The 17,961-nt window shown below is 60.0% G+C and carries 12 protein-coding genes and 1 pseudogene; 3 read left to right on the top strand and 10 right to left on the bottom strand.

Going from position 1 to position 17,961, the window contains the following annotated elements; all coding sequences use genetic code 11:
• Positions 1 to 86 precede the first annotated feature (86 nt).
• Positions 87 to 1,109 (top strand): LacI family DNA-binding transcriptional regulator, encoded by a 1,023-nt coding sequence (locus QWE_RS07255; protein WP_006725453.1) that lies wholly within the window; start codon positions 87 to 89, stop codon positions 1,107 to 1,109.
• Between the two features lie 128 nt (positions 1,110 to 1,237).
• Here QWE_RS07255 and QWE_RS07250 read toward each other — a convergent pair.
• Positions 1,238 to 2,312: pseudogene (locus QWE_RS07250) on the bottom strand (type II toxin-antitoxin system HipA family toxin); the annotation flags it as partial.
• Positions 2,302 to 2,637, bottom strand: coding sequence for a helix-turn-helix transcriptional regulator (locus QWE_RS07245; protein WP_052018094.1), 336 nt, complete (start codon positions 2,635 to 2,637; stop codon positions 2,302 to 2,304). The gene QWE_RS07245 and the pseudogene QWE_RS07250, both read right to left, overlap by 11 nt.
• 970 nt (positions 2,638 to 3,607) lie before the next feature.
• Between QWE_RS07245 and QWE_RS07235 the strand changes: the two genes are divergently transcribed.
• Positions 3,608 to 4,549, top strand: a complete 942-nt coding sequence (locus QWE_RS07235; protein ID WP_040299788.1) for a LysR family transcriptional regulator — start codon at positions 3,608 to 3,610, stop codon at positions 4,547 to 4,549.
• Here QWE_RS07235 and QWE_RS07230 read toward each other — a convergent pair.
• The 8 genes from QWE_RS07230 to QWE_RS07195 all read right to left on the bottom strand — a co-directional run bounded on the left by QWE_RS07230 (position 4,546) and on the right by QWE_RS07195 (position 16,818).
• A complete protein-coding gene (locus tag QWE_RS07230) occupies positions 4,546 to 5,499 on the bottom strand; it encodes an NmrA/HSCARG family protein (RefSeq protein ID WP_006725449.1) in 954 nt (317 codons plus the stop codon). The genes QWE_RS07235 and QWE_RS07230 overlap by 4 nt on opposite strands.
• A gap of 511 nt (positions 5,500 to 6,010) precedes the next feature.
• Positions 6,011 to 6,940, bottom strand: coding sequence for a phosphotransferase family protein (locus QWE_RS07225; protein ID WP_006725448.1), 930 nt, complete (start codon positions 6,938 to 6,940; stop codon positions 6,011 to 6,013).
• Complete coding sequence (locus QWE_RS07220; protein WP_006725447.1) at positions 6,937 to 9,354, bottom strand: GcvT family protein; 2,418 nt, start codon at positions 9,352 to 9,354, stop codon at positions 6,937 to 6,939. Before QWE_RS07220 ends, QWE_RS07225 begins: the two co-directional genes overlap by 4 nt.
• A gap of 9 nt (positions 9,355 to 9,363) precedes the next feature.
• Positions 9,364 to 11,805, bottom strand: coding sequence for a GcvT family protein (locus QWE_RS07215; protein WP_006725446.1), 2,442 nt, complete (start codon positions 11,803 to 11,805; stop codon positions 9,364 to 9,366).
• On the bottom strand, positions 11,802 to 12,710 hold the full coding sequence (locus tag QWE_RS07210) for a choline/ethanolamine kinase family protein (protein WP_006725445.1): 909 nt from the start codon (positions 12,708 to 12,710) through the stop codon (positions 11,802 to 11,804). The genes QWE_RS07215 and QWE_RS07210 overlap by 4 nt, the downstream gene beginning before the upstream one ends.
• Positions 12,707 to 14,731, bottom strand: coding sequence for an ABC transporter permease (locus tag QWE_RS07205; RefSeq protein WP_083872858.1), 2,025 nt, complete (start codon positions 14,729 to 14,731; stop codon positions 12,707 to 12,709). Before QWE_RS07205 ends, QWE_RS07210 begins: the two co-directional genes overlap by 4 nt.
• Positions 14,732 to 14,735: 4 nt before the next feature.
• Entirely contained in the window at positions 14,736 to 15,752 is a 1,017-nt protein-coding gene (locus QWE_RS07200; RefSeq protein ID WP_006725443.1) for a quaternary amine ABC transporter ATP-binding protein, read from the bottom strand.
• A 100-nt stretch (positions 15,753 to 15,852) separates the two neighbouring features.
• On the bottom strand, positions 15,853 to 16,818 hold the full coding sequence (locus QWE_RS07195; protein WP_006725442.1) for an ABC transporter substrate-binding protein: 966 nt from the start codon (positions 16,816 to 16,818) through the stop codon (positions 15,853 to 15,855).
• Positions 16,819 to 17,061: 243 nt separating this feature from the next.
• On the opposite strand from QWE_RS07195, the gene QWE_RS07190 reads away from it, so the two are divergent.
• Positions 17,062 to 17,817: a DeoR/GlpR family DNA-binding transcription regulator gene (locus QWE_RS07190; RefSeq protein ID WP_040299719.1), complete on the top strand. Its 756-nt coding sequence runs from the start codon at positions 17,062 to 17,064 to the stop codon at positions 17,815 to 17,817.
• Positions 17,818 to 17,961 lie beyond the last annotated feature (144 nt).

Raw genomic sequence — 17,961 nt, 5'->3', positions numbered from 1 at the left:
CGTTTTTGAGGTGCGCACATCATTTCTTGCGTTTTGCCGCGTTTTGAAGGAAAGCTCTGCCAGACGGAAATCAGCAGGAAGTCACTATGCGTCCAACAGCGAAGGATCTGGCTGAGGCTGCGGGCGTCAGCCTTGCGACTGTGGACCGTGTCTTGAATGAGCGGCCGAATGTGAGCCCAAAGGCCGCCCGGCTGGTCAATGACGCGATCGAGCGGATCGGCTTCGTTCGCAACCCGGCAGCTGTCAGTCTTGCCCGGAACAAGCTTTACCGTTTCCTGTTCCTGCTGCCGGGCAGCGGCGATCTGTACCTCACCGAACTCAGGCGCCACGTAGAAGAGCTCACCGCTGCGCTGAAGGGCGACCTCACTGAAATCACCTGCCGCCAGATTGCGACAGACGATGCCCATGGCGTAGCAAAGCTCCTCTCCAGTCTGGACAAGGAGAGTGTTGATGGCGTTGCGGTGATGGCGCCCGAGTCTCCGCAGGTGCGCGATGCCATGGCCAGGCTTCTCGAGCGCAATATCAAGGTTGTGCAGTTTCTTTCGGGTCAGGAGAAACTGCCTGAGGCTGATTTCGTCGGCATTGACAACTTCGCGGCCGGCGCAACCGCTGGCAAGCTGATGGGCATGCTGGCCGGACCTCAGCCTGGGAAAGTCCTGGTGATTGCAGAAACCATGCAATCGCTCGACAGTATCCAGCGCCGTCTCGGTTTCGATCAGGTCATCAATCGCGCCTTTCCGCACCTGACCTGTCTGCCCTCGATCGAAACCCATGCGGATGAGGCGCGCACCCGGCAGGTGATCGGCCGCGTCCTGGCTGGCAACCGCGACGTTTCAGGCATCTATGTGCTGAGCGCAGAGGCTCGCGTGCCGATCCTTGCTGCAGCCGGAAATGTCGAACTGAGCGGGATTGCAGTGGTGGTGCACGAGCGTACGCCCTTTACCGAGCAGGCGCTTCGTGACGACCTCATCGATGCCGTTATCGCGCAGGATCCGGGCCATGCGGTGCGCAGCGCCATTCGCATCATGCGTGCCCGCTCGGATGGTCGCGAGCCGCTGGCGGCACAGGAAAAGATCCGCATCGAAATCCTTCTCAAGGAAAATCTCTGAGCGAGCAGACACAGAGATGGAGCCTTGTGCGCGCCAGCTACAACGACGCATCCAATCCCCAAACCTCTCAGCGGCTAATGAATGCGTTCTGTGCGTTGCTGTAGGCATCCCTGAGGGCGGAATGACCATGCGAGGCATGCCGCAAGCGTGCTGGCGCGAATGTCGCCCTTGATCAGCATGGCCTGTGTGGCCTCGCTGCCAGTGCGACTTTGCCGGCATATGTCGTATGCAGGCGTCAGCGTCAGCTGTCTGCCATCCCAGAATGCTGCGTGATTGCCGGCGTGGTCGTCGGTATTGCTGCAAAGGACATTGAAGCAGATCCGGCCATAGAGTTCCCGTAGCGTTTGCTTCGGCTCGCTGAAGCGGTGCCGATCCAGCTCTGCCAGATCTTCATAGGAGGCATAGCGTGCCATCATCTCATCGAGCCCAAGCAAAGTCAGTGCCGAGACCATGGCGCGACGTGTCCAGCCCATTGCACTATGAAGCCGGTCGAATCGTTCGATCAGCAGGACATCCTTGTGCGCGGCGCGGGTTATCGAGACAGGAGCAGTTTTGAGGCCGCAGGCTGACGCCAACCGCATCGCGATGAATTCCGCCTTCACGACGCTATAGGTGTGGTTGCTGGCGGAAAATTTTGCGATGAATTTTTTGTCGTTGTCGTCAATGAGTGCCTTCGGTCGCGTACCGTCAATTGATGTGCGTGGTTGAGTACCTGGTCCAGCACAGGTGTCAGCGCATCCACTTTTCAACAAGCGTCGCAGCTCCGACCAATTGGTCGAGCGCTGCTTGGGCCGCAAGGCGGGGAACGTACTCGGTCGCAGATGCCTGGAAATCGAGCGCTCCAATGCGGTCCGATCCGGATTGCAGCAAAAATGTCAGTTCACTCAAGTCAGGCACGCCCACGGCATCGGGCCTCTTCCCCGTCAGCCTGTTCATGATCACGCGGCGCCCAAAGGCGTCAGGTGAGCCATCACGGATTGAGCTTGGCATCTTCAGCCCGTTGGCAGGCGCGGTGATTCCCTCCTTTAGGCTCAGTTCTGGATCTTAGATCGAGATTGCCTTGTCGCGACGGCGATAACTTGCACCATAGGTGAAGAGTAGCCGGTCGCCATCGGAATCGAGACGGCCTGCCACAACTGGTTCTATCGCTCCCGGCAGCCAAATCCAGACAGAGGCTGCTGTGGCTTCTGCCTTAGAAGGCATCGTCAATATCCTCCACGCTGTGCCGAACGCTTTTTGGAAGGAGGGTCAGTTTTTCATCAAGTTGGGTGATGCGCTCTTTCAGCGTATTGCGTTCGTCGTAGTCGAACAGACGAACACCGACGATCGATGCGACTTCGAAAACGATGCCGATTTCGGGGCTTGGCGAACCCTTCTCAATGTTGGACAACGTTGTCCTGCTGATCCCCGCGCGGTCAGCCAGCTCTTGCGCCGTCAGTCCGCGTTCTGTTCGGTTGACGCGGATCAGCTTTCCCAGCGCGAGAAGAACGTCGCGTGTAACTCTGGCGTAACTCCTGATACGTGGCATCTTGTCCTGCCGTGTTCATTCTGCTGAACGTATAACGCTGTTATGTTCATAATTATGAACATCGTGGCGCGCAGCGGTTTGCTGTCAATTCGTGTTCATTCCGCCGAAGCAATGCCTCTTCAAAGGTCATAAATATGAACTGAAAGTGAGGTCGATCTTCAAGAAGCCGGCCACAGATACGTCATGTACGGAGATGTCCATTCGATCGCCCTGCCGCACGAACATGCGGGATCAGGCTGCGGTGTCTGACTGTGATCGCTAATCGCTTTCGGCAGACGGGAGCCCGCACCAGACGCCGCTTGCTGGCACAATGGCCGACCGACGATTTGATAGAACCGCGTAGCGCTCCTGCAGGCGTAGGCTTATGCGGCTGCCGATGGCATTTCGCGCAAGGTCACGCTGATTGGCATCAATTCCTGCCCATTCGCGCGCCTCAGCATCGGAGACGCTCTGCAAAACGACCTCGATGTGTCGTGTTATGCGGCTCAGGATCACTGCGGCGCCGTCTTTCTCAAAATGGAGCGAGGATGTCACGTGGTGAGCGACAGCCTCTGCCATGGACGGGATCAAGTGCAGATCGCGACGGCGGCTTTGTCCGCGGCCGGCATAGCTTCTGATTGTTGTGCGCCTGAGGCAGCCAAGGGCAATAACGACATGGAGTTCCAGGATCTTTGCGGGATCGTGTTGCATAAGAGGACGAGCCTTTGCTGCCGGTGAGAGCGGAAAATGTTCCTATTATGTTCTCACTTGGCGGCTGGTCAACAACTTGTTGCGCGATATTGGTTTGGCATGCATCTGGACTGCGCCGAATGAAAAAGCTTGGGCTGTTCGCTTCCACTATGGTCGAATGGCGCCCAGCCGCGACGACCGCTTTGCGCCCTTGCGGTCATCTGCAGTCGTCAGCAACACGGCTATGGCCAACGATCGTCTTCCAGACTACAAGGGAGCATTAGTAACATTCTGCCGAAAAATGGATAATAATCACGTTTCCCTGGATCGCATGCGCACCTTCGTGCGTGTTGCCCAACGTGGCAGTCTGTCGGCGACCGCACGAGAGCTGGGGATCGGTCAATCGACAGTAACTCGTCACATTAATGAGCTTGAGCAGGCGGTTGGGGTCCCGTTGCTTGGGCGCACGACTCGTCGCGTTACTCTGACGGAGGAAGGCAATCGATACTATACGAACTGCCTGCAGATCCTGCGCCTCGTAGAACAGGCGTCGGAAGAGGTCAGAGACGCTCGGCGGGTTCCTCTGGGCGCGGTGCGCCTTTCCTGCACCGCGGCGCTCGGCGTGCTGCACGTTACGCGCATCATCTTCGCTTTTCAGGACAAATATCCGGATATCCGGATAGACCTCAATCTTACAGACGAGCGCATTGATCTCGCACGCGAGGGCGTGGACATAGCTTTGCGCCTAGGACCCATCATCGACGGAGGAATGAAACTTGTCACAGTTGGGGCCAGTATCCGGAAACTCGTGGGGTCGCCCGACTACTTCTCCAACCATGGAAGACCCACGCGTCCGTCAGAATTGACGCACCACAACGGCGTCGTCATGTCCAACGTTGCCGGAAGCGATCAACTCTTTATCTCTGGTCCCGATGGGACACGTTTTATCGCACCCATGAACGGAACCTTACGCGTGGACCACGGCCTAGCCGCCCGAGCCGCTGTTGCCGCCGGCCGCGGCATAGCGCCGGCACATCTATGGCTAGTTCAGGATTTGCTCGACGCAGGCAAACTCGAAACTGTCCTTGACGATTACGACCTGGAGGCGGTTCCTGCGAGCCTGCTCGTTGTTCCGGAACGGGCAGGGATCACCCGCGTTCGATTGCTGGCCGATTTCCTTGTTGAAGAAATCAGGAAATTGCCCGGGATCACCTCGCACCAATCGTCGACCGGTTCGAGTTAAATCCCGAAGGACTGTTGGGTTCCCCGCCATCCTGTTGTTCTTAGGAATTGCTCCCAATTCAACGTTGACGGGTTCAGCCTGCGGCTCCATTCTAGGTCACTGGCCTCGCTGAAATAACCGTATTCGACGGCATATTGAACCATGCCAAGAAGCTCCTTCACTAACAGGTCGTTGCTGGCGAAAGCCGGAAAATTCTCGAGCAGCCCATCCCGAGTGAAGGCATTGCGATATTCGGCCCTGATACCTGTCACCCGCTGAAAGGTCTCCACCATCTCACGCGGAGAAATGATGTCGCCAACAATTGGAAGCGTCCTGCCAGCATAAATCGCCGGATTGGAGAAGATCTCCAGTACGACAGGGCCCGTAGCCGTTAACGGATCTACGAACGGAGCGCGGAAATTCTCGGGAAGATAGATCGGCAGGAGCAGCCTGTCTCCATCATAGCGGGGAACATAGTACTCTAACAAGTTCGTGTAGAAGAAAGCGAGCATAACGAAAGAGTGCGAAACGGGCAGGCCACGAATGTAGTCGGCGACCTTGGCCTTGTCGGTGAAATGCGGTGCATACTTCGACCCATTTGAAATCGCGTCAACATTCTCCAGTGTGCTGAAGACGATGTGCTGGACGCCGGCCGCCACTGCCGCATCAGCCAGCTGCCGGCCAAGGGGCGCCTCGCTCGTATCGGGTGGAGCGACAGGAGGGGTCATCAGGAAAACGCCCAAGGCGCCTTCGAAAGCGCGCACGAGGTCATTCGTGCGGCCAAGCTCCAGTGGAACATTGGCGATCTCTGCGCCCATATCCGCAAGTCTTCGTGCCGCCGGAGAATCGCTGCTACGGGTCAGTGCACGAACGCGGAAGCGTTGACTACCAAGAAGCGTCTCCGCGACGCTCCGGCCCTGCTTGCTTGTAGCGCCCACGATTGCGACCAATGGTTTCGCGTCTTGTGTCATGACTGCCTCCAATCTTGATCCGAGCGCCGTCGCTGCGATCGGTATAAGAGGAGATAGCTGATCGGGTTCAACAGCACTATGCGCTGTTGCCGGATTAAATTATGCCGATTTCCGGATAAATCTTTGAGCGTCTGGGTCACTCGACTTCGAAGGAATGAGTGAGGGCTTCGGGTCGACAGGCGTCATTATGGCGTCATAGCTCAGAAGCGGTCATTGACCGGTATGTCGGGGTTTCGACATCGTATAGTCCCATTCAAAAGCAAACGAGGGAACCATGCAACGCAGGGCGCTATTTCCGGCTGGGGCGCGGGCAACCGCTGACAAAATGAGGCTTTCGCCGGGTATCATCTCCGGTGACCAAGTTTTTCCAACAGGCATGACAGGTAGCGGGCCGGGCGGCGAGATGCCGAGAAATCTGGAAGACTAGCTTCGTCAGGCGTTTGAAAAGACTGCTGCGGTCCTCATTGGATAACCCGTCAACAATCGTGGGGCAAAAGGACCTTTTGGTCAGTCATGTGTCGGTCGACTTGGATGTCGCAACAGCCTCTAATGCCTCTGCGAACTGGCTTGTACCCATCAGAGATCTGCAACGGGCGAAGCGGTTGTCGGCATAGCTGCGGAAGTCGTCTGCAGGATTGTCGTTTGCGAGCTGTATCAAACCCCAGAGCGTCCATAGAAGGTCGCACATTGCCTTGTAGATGATGATGCGCCCACGCTCGGCGGCAGATGGCTCACCGCCGAAATAGGCAAGGATCATTTCTTCCTCCTGCTTGCTGTCAAATTCACCTTCTACACTGAGGTCGCCGAGATCCCACATCGGATCGTTCATGCCGGAATACTCCCAGTCGACAATCCACATCCTGTGGCCAGTGTCGATGAAGTTCTCGCATAACGGATCGCAGTGGCAGGCGACATTCGGCAAAGGATGGGCAGACAAGGCGGCTCGGACGGCTTCTGCAGCTTTGAGCACGTCGCCATACCCGTTCGGAAGAGCAACGGACTTTGTGGCGATGAGGCCGAGGTAGCTGTCGATCATCGAGAAGAGTTCGAACCGCGCGGGAAAGACCGCGCCGCTGGCGTGGAGTTTTCGAAATGCCTGGCCGGCACGCGCGGGAGCGCCCTCAATGCTGCGGAACAGGGCAGGGGTCATGGTAACGCCACCGCGTACGAAGCGGGAGACGAAGATGCCGCTCGAGGCGTCCGCATAAAGCACATCCGGGCCGACGCCAGCATGGGCGGCTGCCTCTGTCGCAATCATTTCGTTGATCCGGTCAATGTACTCCTCTGTGCCCTTGCCTGGGATGCGCAGGCAGTGATCGCCAACGCGGAAAACGAGATTGGTCAGTCCGCCCAGGCGTTCGACCGGGCCGTCGTGACCGGCCAGCAGGGGGATCCTCTTCACTGTCTCGCGGGCAAGCGCGATCTCGGCCTCTTCGCTCATGCCTTCAGCCTCTCCATTTTCGCATCGTAGAGGGTGCGGGCGCCCCGGCGGGCTTCATAGGTCCTGCCGAAGGCCTCGATCTGGAACTGCTCGCCAGCGGCGATCTCGCTGGGCAGGTAACCGAAGGCGATGGTCTTGCCGAGCGTATATCCGTAACCGGTGCTGGCCGTGGAGCCCACCACCTTGCCATCGAGCAAAACCGCCTCGCCGCCGTGAAAAGGCGCGTAACCCTCGACGGTATAGGAGACGAGCTTGCGCTTCACCCCGGCGGCCTTGATCGTCGCCAGAGCCTCCCGGCCGATGAAGTCGCCCTTGTCGAGCGCGACGCAGAAGCCGAGACCAGCCTCAAACGGATTGTAGTCGGGCGTGATGTCCCCGGACCAGTAGAGATAGCCCTTTTCCATGCGGGCCGCATCGATCGCCCGGTAGCCGACATCGGTGATGCCGAAGGATTCTCCGGCCGTCTTCAGCGTGTCGTAGACATGGGACGCATATTCCTGGTCGATATAGAGTTCATAGCCGAGTTCGCCGACATAACCGATGCGAACCGCAAGCGCCGAGGCTGAGCCGATGTCGATGCGTCTGGCGGCCAGGAATGGCAGCGCCTCGTTCGAGAGGTCGTCGTCTGAGGTGCTTTGCAAGACGTCACGCGCCCGCGGTCCGCAAATGTTGACGGTGGCGAAGCGATTTGTGACGTCGCGCAGGCAGACACCTGCCGGCAGGTGGCGGGAGACCCAGTTTCCGTCTCGGACCCCGAAGCCGGACCCGGTGATCAGGTAGAGCAGATCGTCGGCGAGATGAAGGATCGTCACGTCAGCCTCGATGCCGCCGCGCTCGTTGCAGAGCTGGGTGTACACGGCCTTGCCCGGCGGACCGGACAGATCATTGGCCGCGATCCGCTGCATGGCGGCCCAAGCACCTTGCCCGCTGATCTCGAACTTGGAGAATGAGGACTGATCGATCAGCGCCACGCCTTCGCGGATCGCCTTTACCTCGTCTGCAACGGCGTCGAACCAGTTCGGCTTGCCCTCGAAGGAGGGGATGTCCCGATCGTCGGCGCCCCCTTTTGAAAACCAGTTGGGGCGTTCCCAACCGAATTTGGAGCCGAAGATGGCGCCGTTCTTCGCGAGGGTCTCATGCAGGGGCGATCGGCGCAGACCCCTGACGGCCTGGACTTCCTCGCCAGGCCAATGGACCTTGTAATAGGCGCCATAAGCCTCGATGGCGCGTTGTTCGAGATAACGCCCCTGCGCATGCACCGCCCCGAAACGCCTGACGTCAAAAGGCCACAGGTCCATGCCGGCATCGCCGTGCAGGATGAGGTTCGAAAGCGCAAGGCCAGCACCGCCAGAGGCGGCGATACCGGCCGTAAAACCGCAGGCGACATAGAAGTTATCGAGCTCAGGAGCGAGCCCCATGATCGGCTCGCCGTCGAAGGAGACGGGGATCGGGCCATTGATCACCGTCTGGATGCCGATCTGGTTGAGTGTGGGAATGCGGGTGGCGGTGGGCAGGGCAAAGAGTTCCAGTCGCTCCCAGCTCGGCTCGAAGAGTTCGCGGCCGAAGTCGAGTGGGGGCTTGCCGCGCCAGCAACCTTTTGTGCCGTCTTCCCAGCCGCCGATGGCAAAGGAGCCGGTGTCCGGCTTCAGATAGAAATTGTTGTCGGGATCGCGCAAGGTCGTCAGATCCGGCGGCAGGGTGAGTTTCTTCTCCGTGAGGAAATACTGGTGTTCCACGACGCCCGCGGCCAGCGAGACGCCGGCCATCTCGCCAACGCGTTTCGCCCAGAGCCCGGCGCAATTGACGAGAATATCGCAGGAAATCGTCCCACCATTCGTCACGACGCCGACGGCCCGTCGGTTCTCGATGACGATCTCCTTGACCGTCACCCCTTCCTCGATCTTGGCGCCGTTCATTCGAGCGCCCTTGGCATAGGCCATGGTCAGGGAATAGGGATCGATATAGCCGTCACCGGGGATAAAGGCGGCACCCTCGATACCCTCCTTGACGATGTAAGGAAAACGCTTCGCTGCCTCATCCGCGGAGAGGGAGTAGCACTCGACGCCAAAGCTCTTTGCCTGGGTCATCGAACGGCGGATTTCGCTCCAGCGCTCTGGGCTTCCGGCAAGCCTGAGCGAGCCCACCTTCTTCCAGGCAATGTGCTGGCCCGTTTCCTCTTCCAGGCGGTCGAAGACCGCCACGGAATTCTGCATCAGCCTGGTGAGGTTTCGCTTGCCGCGAAGCTGGCCCACCAGACCTGCCGCATGCCAGGTACAGCCATGGGTGAGCATGGCCTTTTCGACAAGAAGGACATCGCTGGCACCGTCGCGGGCGAGGTGGTAGGCGACAGACGTGCCGATCGCACCGCCGCCGATGATGAGAATGTGGACGTGCCGATCTGCGCGAAATGACATGGGCATACCTCAGGCCTTGATCTTGTCCATGGCCGGGTCGAACATCGGCCCGAAGTGGAGGATGGCAGGTGTCTTTTCCGCCGCGACCACGAGCTCGTAACTTCCGCTCTTCAGATACTCATCGCTGACGCCCTCAGTGTTGCGGACATAGCCGTAGCCAATGTTCTTACCGAGCGTGTAGCCATAGCCGCCGCTGGTGAGATAGCCGACAGGCTCGCCGTATCTGAGGATTGTCTCGCGTCCGGCGAGCACGATCGACGGGTCGTCGACAGTGAAACCCATCAACCGCTTCTTGAGCGGCTGACCGGCCAGGCTCTCCAGCGCTCTGCGACCGAGAAAATCGGTGTTCTTGCGAAGTTTTACCGCCCAGCCAAGGCCCGCCTCGAAGGGCGTGTCGTTTGGTGTGATGTCGGAACTCCAGGCACGGTAGCCTTTTTCGAGGCGCAGGGATTCCAAAGCGCGGTAGCCGATCGGACGGATGTGATGGTCTTTTCCCGCTGCCATCAGGGCGTCATAGACATCGCCGAGAGCCTTGATCGGGATATGAAGCTCCCAGCCGAGTTCGCCGACATAGGTAACCCGGAGCGCCCGAACAGCGGCGCCGGCGATCTCGATTTCGCGGACATGGCCGAAGGGGAAAGCCTCATTCGAGACATCTGCGGTCGTGACGCCGGCAAGCACGGCTCGGGCCGATGGTCCCATAAGCGAAAGCGTGCCCCAGTCTTCGGTAATGTCTGAGAGCCTGCAGTCCAGACCGGCGGGAATATGGTCTGATATCCAGCCAAAATCGTGGGTGCGGAAGCCTGTGCCGGTAACGATGTAGAATTTCTCGTCGGCGACGCGCGCGACGGTCAGGTCCGCCTCGATCCCGCCTCGTGTGTTGAGGAGCTGGGTATAGGTCAGACGTCCGACGGGCTTCGCCACGTCGTTGGCGCAAATCCAGTCGAGTGCCTTGAGGGCATCGGGCCCTGAAAGCTCGTATTTCGCAAAGGACGACTGGTCAAAGACCCCGACTGCCTCACGCACATGACGGTGTTCCTCACCGACCGAATTGAACCAGTTCTGCCGGCCCATCGAATAGATGTCCTTGGGCTCCGTTCCGGAGGGCGCGAACCAGTTGGGGCGCTCCCAGCCCAGCTTGGAGCCGAAGACGGCGCCGGATGCCTGCAAGCGGTCAAAGAGCGGCGAGACGAGGCGAGGGCGACCGCTGTCGTATTCCTCGTGCGGGAAGGCGACGGTGTAATGCTTGCCATAGGCTTCGAGCGTCCGGTCGCAGACCCATTGGCGGTCGCGATGCATTGCGGCGAAACGCCTGATATCGACAACCCAGAGATCGAGCGGGGCCTCACCGTCGACCACCCATTGCGCCAGCACCCAGCCAGCACCTCCACCGGACGCGATGCCGAAGGCGTTGAAGCCGGCGCCGACGAACATGTTCTTGCATTCGGGGGCTGCGCCGAGGATGAAGTTGCCGTCGGGCGTGAAGCTCTCCGGGCCATTGATCATCTGCTTCACGCCAACCGTCTCGAGAGCAGGAACGCGTTCGACGGCCTGAATCATGTGCTGTTCGAAATGGTCGAAATCATCGTCGAACAGGCGGAAGGCCCAGTCGTTTGGCAAGTCGCCGGTGAGCCAGGGTTGCGGGTTGGGCTCATAGCCGCCCATCACAAGCCCACCAACCTCTTCCTTGTAGTAGGTTCGTCTGTCAGGGTCGCGAATTGTCGGGGCGTCGGTCGATAGTCCCTCGATCTTCTCGGTGATGATATACTGGTGCTTGACCGCCTGGAGAGGCACGTTGATGCCGGCCATTTCGCCGACCTGGCGCGCCCATTGGCCGGCACAATTGACGACCTTTTCGCAAGCGACGTCGCCCAGCGTGGTTTTCACAGCCGTGATCCGGCCGTCCTTCATCTCAAAGCCAATAACCCGAACATTTTCGACGATCTTGGCGCCATGCATGCGGGCGCCTTTTGCCAGCGACTGGGTGATGTCTGAGGGGCTTGCCTGCCCGTCCGTTGGCAGCCAGCTCGCACCGACGAGGTCATCGACATTCATCAGTGGCCACATCTGCTTCACCTCCTCGGGGGAGACAAGATGCATCTCCATTCCGAAACTGCCGGCGGTAGTGGAGAGGCGTTTGAATTCGGTCCAGCGGTCCTGGTTCGTGGCAAGCCGCAGGCAGCCCGTCATCTTCCAGCCCGTTGCGAGCCCAGTTTCGGCTTCCAGCCCCTTGTAGAGCTCGACCGAGTATTTCAGCACGCGGGTGATCGAGGCGGATGAGCGCAGCTGGCCGACAAGACCGGCCGCATGCCAGGTCGAACCCGAAGTGAGGGCACCCTGTTCAAGCAGCAGAACGTCTGCCTTGTGATCCCTGGCGAGATGATAGGCGGTGGAGCAGCCGATGATGCCACCGCCAATGACGACGATCTGGGCGTGAGAGGGCAGGGTCATGACGCATGGTTCCCGTAGACTGAGTTGTAGTGGTCGAGCGCTTCTTGGAGGCGCGTGAGGTTTTCGGCCGTGTAGCCGACATAGTCGGCGCCCGGTGCATCGAGGTAGAGTTCGGATGTCATGCTCCACATCGCCTCGCGCAAAAGGGAGGCGCATTGCATCGCGGCGAGCGAGCGGCGGATCTCGAGCGAGGGCACACCCCCGAAATAGGCGGTGAGAAACTCTTCCGACTGCTCGGGTGTCAGGCCGGCATTGGAGGTCGCACCGGCGAGATCGAACATGGACGTCGAGAAACCGGCATATTCGAAATCGATCAGCCAGAGCCTTTCGCCATCGTCGAGAATGTTGGAGGGCAGAAGGTCGTTATGGGCAAAGACGATGGGAAGCGGCGCCTGGACGGCTTCAAGCTCCTGCGCCAGCGAGAGAAATTGGTCCAGCTCCGGGATCATCCGGCTGTTGCCGGCTTTGAGCGTGCGGGCATAGTCGCGCACCACATGGAAGGGCCAGAACATGAAACCCGCGCCGGTGACGTAACGCGGCATCTCCTGGTGAAATCGTTGGAGAAGGAGCGCCACGCGCTCGCGTTCGGCTACGACGTCATTTGCCGAAAACGTCTTCGCGTCGAGGAAGGCAGACACCATGACGCCCGGTTCTGCATATTCCACGTTCGGGGCGAAGCCGGCCTCGTGAGCAGCGCGGGCCGTCATCAGTTCGCGGGCCCTGGAAACGTGATGGAAGGGATAGTCTGTTCCGAAGCGCACAACGTGGCGGCCAGAGGCATCGGCCACCAGGAAGCTTTCATTGCTGAGGCCACCCTTGAGCACGCAGATCTCCAGCGCTCCATTCCAGCAGGGCAGGGACGCGATGCGATCTTCGAGTCCTGGGGTCGGGGCAAGGTCGGTCATGCCATACGCTCCCTCAGACGAGCCGCGCCGGCAGAGATCAACCGATCGGCGATAATGGCGATGAAGGCAACGGCGAGCCCGGCGACAATGCCGCGGCCGGTATCGGCCTTGGTCAAGGCGATATAGACCTCCTGGCCGAGATCGCGGGTGCCGACCAGAGCCGTGATCACGAGCATCGACAGGGCGAACATGATCGTCTGGTTCAGACCGAGCATGAGTTCGGGTAGTGCGAGCTTCAGCTTGATCTTGGTAAGAATCTGAAGCGGCGTGCAACCCATGGCGCGTCCGGCTTCGACGACCTTCGGGTCGACGCGCTGGATCCCGAGTGCCGTGTAGCGGATCGCTGGCGCCACGGCATAGGCAACGATGGCGATCAGAGCTGTGAAGTCGCCGACCCTGAAGAGCATCACGGCAGGCATCAGATAAACAAAGGAAGGCAGCGTCTGCAGCGTGTCGATCACCACCTGCAGCCAGCGCCAGAGCCGCTCACGCTCTGCGGCGAGAATGCCGATTGGAATACCGATCAGGCAGGCGATGATCACCGCGATGCCACAGAGATAGACCGTCACCATCGCCTTTTCCCACTGGCCGGTGGCGGCGATCAGGAAGGAGAGGGTGGCGGCCAGGACAGCGAGCCGCAGCCCGCCGAGGCGAAAGCCGGCAATCGCCAGCACGGCGACGACACCCAGCCAGGGCAACTCGGCCAGGAAGCGCTTGATCGGTACCAGAAGGTGGATGAGGAGGGTGGTGCGGATCGCCTCGAGCACGTCGAAGAAGTTGATGTTGATCCATTTCACCACCTCGTTCCAGAAACTGCCGGTCGACAGGGTGAGGCTGTCGGGCAGGGTGGCGAGAGCAGGCGAGATCAGACTTGCGACGAGGCTGAAGACGATCACGGCAAGGCCTGCTGTGAGATACGGGTGGCGCTGCATCAGCCTGTCGTCGCTGGTCGACATGGCGGAGGGATCGCCGGCCTTTCGCGCGAAGGCCTGGCTCAAGCGATCCAGGGCGACGGCAAGTGCCACGATCGCGAAACCCGCTTCGAAGCCGGCGCCGATGTCGAGGCGGCGGAGGGCCGCCAGCACGTCGAAGCCGAGGCCGCCGGCGCCGATCATCGAGGCGATGATCACCATGTTGAGAGAGAGCATGATGACCTGATTGACGCCGACCATCAGCGCGTCGACGGCCGAGGGGACCATGACCTTCCAGGTCATTTGTCGTCGCGAGCAACCGACCATTTGGCCGAGATCACGGATCTCCGACGGCACGGCCCTCAGGCCGAGGAGAGTGATGCGCACCATAGGCGGCATGGCGTAAATAATGGTCCCGACGATGGCTGCCGTCGGCCCGAAACCGAAGAGGAAAAGGATCGGTACGAGATAGGCGAAGATCGGGATGGTTTGCATCAGGTCGAGAAGCGGCGAGATCGCCCGTTCTACCCACGCGAAGCGGTAGCCGGCGAGGCCGAGTAGAAGGCCGAGAACGACACCGATCGGAACAGCGACCAAGATGGAGGAAAGCGTCACCATGGCGCTCGACCATTGTCCGAAGGCGGCAAAGAATCCGAAGCACGTGACGACCAGGGCCGCCAACTTGGCGCCGCCTGCATAGTATCCCATCAGACCGACGAGCACGATGACACCCAGATAGGAGATCGGCGGCACGATCTGGACTGCGGCGGATCCCTGGCCCGAGAGGAAGCCGGTGGAGAGCAGGCTGAGCGTAAACGTGTAGGGAATGTCGATGAGGTCAGCGGTTAAGCGCGTGAGATCGGTGAAGGAAAAGAGGCCGAAGCTCGCTTCGTTGACCAGCCATTTCATCCAGCCGCTGATGTGCCGAGCTGCGGGGATTTGCCAGGCGCGAGGATAGTCGAAGGCCCATTTTCCGATCGACGGGCCGAGCCACCAGGCCATGAGCATAGCAAAGGCGGCGAGCGCCAGGGCGATATCCACGAAGCGTTTGCCAGACGCTGGGCTTCCGGTCTCAAGGGCTTGCAATGTCGGGGCGGATAGCGCGCTCATCGGCTCAGCCCTGCATCATGACTTCGACGACATCGCTGCGTCGCAGGAGACCAACCATCCGACCATCGGCATCGACGACGCCGAGTGTGTCCCCGGCTGAGGCGAACAGGGGGGCGGCTTGCGCGATGGAAGCTAATGGCGATGTGGTGGCCGCTGGCAGGGGTCCGGTTGCGGTCTTCATCAGCGAGGCGACCTTGACGACCTTGGAACGGGCGACATTGCGGGTGAATTCGGCGACGTAGTCGGTGGCGGGCGCCAGAACCAGCTCTTCGGGCGTGCCGGCCTGGACGATCTCGCCATCCTTCATGATCGCGATGCGGTCGGCGAGCCGGATCGCTTCGTCGAAGTCGTGGGTGATGAAGACAATGGTCTTCTTCAGCACCGACTGCAGGCGGAGGAATTCGTCCTGCATTTCGCGTCGGATCAGCGGATCCAGCGCCGAAAAGGGTTCGTCCAGGAACCAGAGTTCCGGTTCGACCGCAAGCGAGCGGGCAATGCCGACACGTTGCTGCTGGCCACCGGAAAGTTGGCGCGGATAGGCGGTCTCCTTGCCGGCGAGACCGACCAGTTCGACCATGCGTCTGGCGCGACCCACTCGCGTCGGCCTGTCGACCCCCTGAACCTCCAGCGGGAAGGCGACATTGTCGAGCACCGTCAGATGCGGCAGAAGCGCAAAATGCTGGAAGACCATGCCCATCTGATGGCGCCGGATCTCGATCATCCGCGCTTCGCTGGCCGAAAGCAGGTTTTCCCCGTTGAAGATTATTTCGCCCGATGTCGGCTCGATCAGCCGAGACAGGCAGCGCACCAGCGTTGATTTGCCAGACCCTGAGAGACCCATGATCACAAAGATTTCGCCGGCTCTCACCTCAAGATTGACGTCGCGGACGGCGCCGACCAGGCCGGCGCTTGAGAGAGTCTCGGCGTTCGGCTTGCCACCATTCGAGGACACGGCATCGCGGGCGCCCGCACCGAATATCTTCCAGACATTGCGGCAGACGAGTTTGGCTTCAGTCGACATGGCAGTTCCGCTGGATCGCAGGACGGATGGCCCGCAGGGGCCGCTCGAAAGAAGGGTCACCCGCGCCGAGGGAGTGCGCGGGCGACCTAAGCCAGTCCGGCTATTTCTTGATCCATTCCGACCATTTCGCCTCGTTGGCGCCGACCCATTCGGCAACGACTTCCTCGACCTTCTTGCCTTCGAGGTCGACCTTGGTGATCATCTCACCCATTTCGTCGTTGCCGACATTGAAGGCCTTGATAGCCTCATGAGCGCCGGGCCACTTGTCCTTCAAACCAGACCAGGCGACCTTCCAGATCGGACCGAAGGGCTTGCCGCAATCATAGGCCATGTCCGGGTTGGAACCCCAGGCGGCGTCCTCGTAACATTCCTTGGTATATTGCGGGAACTCGACCCATTCTCCCTTGTATTTGGCCGGCGCCCAATGCGGCGCGTAGATCCAGAGGAGGATCGGTGCCTGGCGCTGATAGGCGCTTTCAAGCTCCGCAAAGAGCGCCGCATCGGTTCCGGCATGCACGACCTCGAAGGGCAGGTCGAGCGCTTCGACGCGCTCGTCGTCAAATCCACCCCAGGTGACCGGACCGCCGAGATAGCGGCCCTTTGGTGCTGTTTCCGCCGTCGAGAAGGCTTCGGCACAGGCTTCAGCCTTCAGTGCTTCCCAATTCGGCAGGCCGGGGCATTTTTCCTTCATGTATTCGGGAAACCACCATTCTTCCTTAGCTTGCATGCCGGTTTCGCCGAGGTTCTCGACCTTGCCGGTTGCGGTTGCTGCATCCATCGCCTCGCGGCCGGTCGTTTCCCAGATTTCCATGGCGACATGGAGGTCGCCGGATTCGAGGCCGGCAAACTGGGCCAGATAGTCGGCCTGAACAAACTCGACGGAATAGCCCGCCTTCTTCAAGACCTCGCCCATGATCTGGGTGGTGATCAACTGGCCCGTCCAGTCATGTAATGTCAGTTTGATCGGATCGGTGGATTCCTGCGCTGATGCCGGTGCGGTGAAGAAGGCGGCACTCATCAGCAATGCGGCTGCGATAGTTCTCGGCATGCGGTCATGGTGAGGCATTCGAGTTCTCCCAGTAGAGCCCGTTGAGATTGCTTATATCTGGCAAGGCACCCGGTCGCCGTTCCCCGTACTTTTCGTATCTGATGACGACCGCGTGTATGGCTGCAGTCTCGGGTCAAGCGCGAGAGCTTGTCAATCCGAATCTGTGGCATTTTGTGTTTTTGTGACCGATTATGTGGTGTCTGCTTGAAGCTGGTGCTATCGCGAGCTAACGATGCGGTGACGAGCAGGATGGAGATTGTCATGCCCCCTTCAACACGGCAGCGAGAGATCTTGCGTCTTCTGGATCGCGAGGGAACCGTGGCGCTTTCGGCCCTCGCGCGCAAACTCGGTGTATCGCTGGAGACCATCCGGCGGGACCTGAAGCCGTTGGCAAATGGTGGCAGCCTGATCAGGATGCATGGCGCAGTGAGCCTGGCTTCCATGGTCGGCGAGGCGCCGTTCGAACGTCGGATGCGCGAAAACAGCGAGGCCAAACGGGCGATAGCCGCCTTTGTTGCGGCGACAATTCGCGATGGTGACTCGATCATGATGGACACAGGCACGACAACGAGCTTCCTGGCGCGGGAGCTCCTGGGTCACCGGCGTCTGACGGTCGTGACAAACTCTTCCGACATCGCGCGCACGCTTGCCACGGTGAACGACAACAAAGTCTACATGGCCGGTGGGGAGTTGCGCAGCGACAATGGGGCGGCGTTCGGGAGTACGGCTATCGACTTCATCAGCCGATTTTCCGTGACCCACGCGATCATCTCGACCGGTGCCGTCAATGCAACGGGGATGATGGATTACGATCTGGATGAGGCGGAATTTGCCCGCACGGTTATCACGCGCGGTCGACGCACGCTGGTTGTGACGGACCAGAGCAAATTCGGACGCGAGGGCCTGGTCCGTGTCTGTGGCTTCGAAGCGATCGCCGAGCTGGCGACTGATGTACAGCCTCCACCGGACATTGCCGAGGCCATGGCGGCCGCGGGCACCTGTCTGTTGCTTGCCTGAACTCTAAAGCTCTTTGTCTTGGGCCGGCAGCCGAACTTCCGATCGGGAGCGATGTTTCTGTGCGCCTGGAAGGCCACGTGTTGGAAACTTTGAGATCAGGACCAATCCACCTCTCTGTGGCATTCAGGATCCGGCAATGTCTCA

It is taken from the genome of Agrobacterium albertimagni AOL15 (assembly GCF_000300855.1).
Lineage (GTDB): Bacteria > Pseudomonadota > Alphaproteobacteria > Rhizobiales > Rhizobiaceae > Allorhizobium > Allorhizobium albertimagni.
The sequence above is the reverse complement of the archived record's forward strand: the minus strand, read 5'-3'. Positions and strand labels throughout refer to the sequence as shown.

What these genes read in the sequence shown, in the direction of transcription:
- QWE_RS07210 (WP_006725445.1), bottom strand. Translation starts at nt 12,710, where the DNA reads ATGACCGACCTTGCCCCGACCCCAGGACTCGAAGATCGCATCGCGTCC.
- QWE_RS07215 (WP_006725446.1), bottom strand. Translation starts at nt 11,805, where the DNA reads ATGACCCTGCCCTCTCACGCCCAGATCGTCGTCATTGGCGGTGGCATC.
- QWE_RS07255 (WP_006725453.1), top strand. Translation starts at nt 87, where the DNA reads ATGCGTCCAACAGCGAAGGATCTGGCTGAGGCTGCGGGCGTCAGCCTT.
- QWE_RS07230 (WP_006725449.1), bottom strand. Translation starts at nt 5,499, where the DNA reads ATGACACAAGACGCGAAACCATTGGTCGCAATCGTGGGCGCTACAAGC.
- QWE_RS07225 (WP_006725448.1), bottom strand. Translation starts at nt 6,940, where the DNA reads ATGAGCGAAGAGGCCGAGATCGCGCTTGCCCGCGAGACAGTGAAGAGG.
- QWE_RS07190 (WP_040299719.1), top strand. Translation starts at nt 17,062, where the DNA reads ATGCCCCCTTCAACACGGCAGCGAGAGATCTTGCGTCTTCTGGATCGC.
- QWE_RS07235 (WP_040299788.1), top strand. Translation starts at nt 3,608, where the DNA reads ATGGATAATAATCACGTTTCCCTGGATCGCATGCGCACCTTCGTGCGT.
- QWE_RS07220 (WP_006725447.1), bottom strand. Translation starts at nt 9,354, where the DNA reads ATGTCATTTCGCGCAGATCGGCACGTCCACATTCTCATCATCGGCGGC.
- QWE_RS07200 (WP_006725443.1), bottom strand. Translation starts at nt 15,752, where the DNA reads ATGTCGACTGAAGCCAAACTCGTCTGCCGCAATGTCTGGAAGATATTC.
- QWE_RS07205 (WP_083872858.1), bottom strand. Translation starts at nt 14,731, where the DNA reads ATGAGCGCGCTATCCGCCCCGACATTGCAAGCCCTTGAGACCGGAAGC.
- QWE_RS07245 (WP_052018094.1), bottom strand. Translation starts at nt 2,637, where the DNA reads ATGCCACGTATCAGGAGTTACGCCAGAGTTACACGCGACGTTCTTCTC.
- QWE_RS07195 (WP_006725442.1), bottom strand. Translation starts at nt 16,818, where the DNA reads ATGCCTCACCATGACCGCATGCCGAGAACTATCGCAGCCGCATTGCTG.